This is a genomic window from Hyella patelloides LEGE 07179, from assembly GCF_900659865.1.
Lineage (GTDB): Bacteria > Cyanobacteriota > Cyanobacteriia > Cyanobacteriales > Xenococcaceae > Hyella > Hyella patelloides.
The window spans coordinates 1-2,998 of the sequence record NZ_LR214213.1; the positions used below are offsets into that span (position 1 = coordinate 1).

Below are 2,998 nucleotides of genomic sequence, written 5' to 3' on the forward strand. Positions count from 1 at the left end.
GTATTGGCGCTCGCTTCAAATGTTTGAGAATCTGTAATTCTACATCCATTGCCCTCTCTACCTCACAGCTTCTAAATATTTCTTCTATTGTAGTTCAAATTTCGGAAAGTGACAGAAGAGGGATACATACCTACTTGACTGTCTATTTCCCACTCTCCATTACTTTTCAGTATGATGATGACATTCAGGAACAGGATCGTAACCCCCAGGATTAAAAGGGTGACAACGCAAAATTCTTTTGATTGCTAACCAACCACCTTTGATTGCACCAAACCTTTCAATTGCTTTAAGAGCGTACTGAGAACAAGTAGGTTGAAAGCGACAGCTAGGGAGAAATAGAGGAGAAATATAATTACGATAACCCCGAATTAAAATTATCAAAATCTGCTTACTCATTGTTCAAACAAAATTTATTAACGAAATTAATCAGTGACTATTATCTATCATTGATAATTAATCAAACAGACTTCCCGCGAGACTAACTTAATTTCCGTGGCATCAAACAAAATTGCTATGCTAGAAAACTTATCACTAAAACTTGGATTAATTGAAGTATTCTGTAATAATTAAAAAGGACTTAAATTCTACGCGTTTCCTTAAGACAGAGAATATCTGTTAATCAAACATCCTAGTACCATAGAGAACTCTAAGCAATCCCATGAAGGGTAACAATTTATTTTGATATTGCCAATAATCATGTAAAGTGGAAAAGTTTGTTTCAGATTGACTGTATCAAGCAATCTGAAACAAGCTCACTCCATATCGAGCTTATTATTTGGCATTAGTGAGAAAAGTGTTTGTTTTGTAACAGCGTACAACTTAAAATAAATATATCTTGGGAGGCTCATCTTCATGTCCATTCGTTTATATGTAGGTAATTTACCAAAAGAACCAGTAGAAAAAGACTCTTTAGCAGCTATGTTTGCAGATGAAGGTCAGCAAGTATCTACTAAAGTAATTAAAGACCGTAAAACTGGCAAATGCCGTGGTTTTGCCTTTGTTACAGTTCCTACTGATGAAATGGCAGATCAATTCATTGAAAAGTATAATGGTCAATCATTCATGGATAACCCTTTAAAAATTGAAAAAGCTTTACCTCGTTCTAAAGCTAAAAAAGAAGAGGGTGCAGAAGACGGAGTAAGTAACGCTGCTGCTAACAATAAGCGTAAAAATAATAAGCGTTCTAAGAAGCAGCAGACTACTGGTAGTAATCGTCAAGATACCATTCAACCCGATCCTCGCTGGGCAGATCAATTATCTAAGCTTAAAGAGATGTTAGCAGCAACTAATAACTAAATTCATCTTTGAATTGTTTAAGTTTATTAATAGTAGTTGACTAAACAGCAGTACAGTTTGAATTAACGTGCGGTTTTCTTTAGAGATTCGTTAGTTGCCTTCGATGAGATAAGCTGAGAGGCAAAACTCTTGACTAGGGTAATACTATCGAAAAAAAAGAAATACGCAAGTGATGACAATTCTTAATAAAAAACGGTGATAAATAATGATAGAGAGAGGCTCACAGAAAATTGAACACCGCAATTTTTTTATGCCTTTCTTTAAAAAATAATCTTAAATATTCACTGTGGACAATATTTACTCCATCCAACCAGTTCATTTTTGACTAGTTCGCAGATGATATAAATTACTAACTAAATAAACAAAATTTAAGTATAGGGAGTTTGTTTAACATGACTACTGCTGCCGATCCTGTAATTGTTATGAAGCAGGAGGTGGGTAAAGCTGCTGCTAACCGTGTTCAATCTGACTCTATAGTTGGTTTAGGTACAGGTTCGACTACTGCTTATGCTATAGAATATATTGGCGAACGCCTTTCTCAAGGAGAACTCTCTAACATTGTTGGTGTACCTACCTCTTTTCAGGCAGAAGTTTTAGCTAAAAAATATGGTATTCCTTTAACTACTCTAGATGCAATAGACCACATTGATGTAGCAATTGATGGTGCAGATGAAGTAGATCCGCAAAAAAATCTGATCAAAGGCGGTGGTGCAGCCCATACTCGCGAAAAAGTAGTAGATGCTCTGGCTAATGAATTTATCGTAGTGGTTGATAGTGGCAAACTAACGGATAAATTAGGCTCTACTTTCTTGCTTCCAGTAGAAGTAATTCCCATGGCAATGACTCCTGCAATAAACGCTTTGGCAAAATTAGGAGGCAAACCAGAATTACGGATGGGCATCAAAAAAGCAGGTCCAGTGGTTACAGATCAAGGAAATTTAGTAGTTGATGTCAAATTTGACTCGATCGACAATCCCGCAGAATTAGAAAAAGCGATTAATAATATTCCTGGCGTATTGGAAAATGGTCTTTTTGTTGGCGTAGCGGATATCGTGTTAATTGGCGAAATTATTGACGGTAAACCCACTGTCAGAGAAATGTAAGCTAATCTTGAGGCTTTATTTATATTAACTAGAATACCCGAATCTAAAATATGAGGGAGTGTTGCAATTAACGCTCCCTTTCTTGTTTTTAAACTGCACGAAACATAATACTAGATATTGTTTGTCTCCCAAACATAAAAGACTTTTGTCTTAAGCAAATATACTCAGAGATTCAACGAAAGTTAGATGGTCTTTATATCTTTGGTTTAAGGTCAATTTGAGACGTTTTTCAGATGTTTTTTTTTCGTCTCATTTCCACTATAAAGACAGTTCGATATACAAAGGAAATTACCGAGTAATTCAAGTCAAATCTAATTAATTTAAGGAGAAAACTCATGACGACCAAAAATAACCAGACAACAACCGCTCTCGAACATTTTCACACTGAGATGTTACAAGATATAAAGACAGAAAATCAATTATAGCCGTACAAAATTAGATTAGGACATTAAAATTTACGAACTTCGGAAGTAATGAGTAATAGGGAGCAAGTCAATTTTGTCAGAACAGATGAACTAAATTAGGTAGTACAACCAAGTTAAAGATAAGATGAGGTCAGATTTAAAAAAGTAAATAGATGACACCAGAAGAAGAAAAAG

The 2,998-nt window shown here is 35.2% G+C and carries 3 protein-coding genes; 2 read left to right on the top strand and 1 reads right to left on the bottom strand.

The features are described 5' to 3' along the window. Positions 1-159: 159 nt before the first annotated feature. Positions 160-396 (bottom strand): membrane protein insertion efficiency factor YidD, encoded by a 237-nt coding sequence (gene yidD, locus H1P_RS32290; RefSeq protein WP_144875423.1) that lies wholly within the window; start codon positions 394-396, stop codon positions 160-162. A 456-nt stretch (positions 397-852) separates the two neighbouring features. Here yidD and H1P_RS32295 point away from each other — a divergent pair, with 456 nt between their 5' ends. Then, complete coding sequence (locus H1P_RS32295) at positions 853-1,296, top strand: RNA recognition motif domain-containing protein (RefSeq protein ID WP_144875425.1); 444 nt, start codon at positions 853-855, stop codon at positions 1,294-1,296. Between the two features lie 392 nt (positions 1,297-1,688). Then, on the top strand, positions 1,689-2,399 hold the full coding sequence (gene rpiA / locus H1P_RS32300; protein ID WP_144875427.1) for a ribose-5-phosphate isomerase RpiA: 711 nt from the start codon (positions 1,689-1,691) through the stop codon (positions 2,397-2,399). Positions 2,400-2,998: the final 599 nt, after the last annotated feature.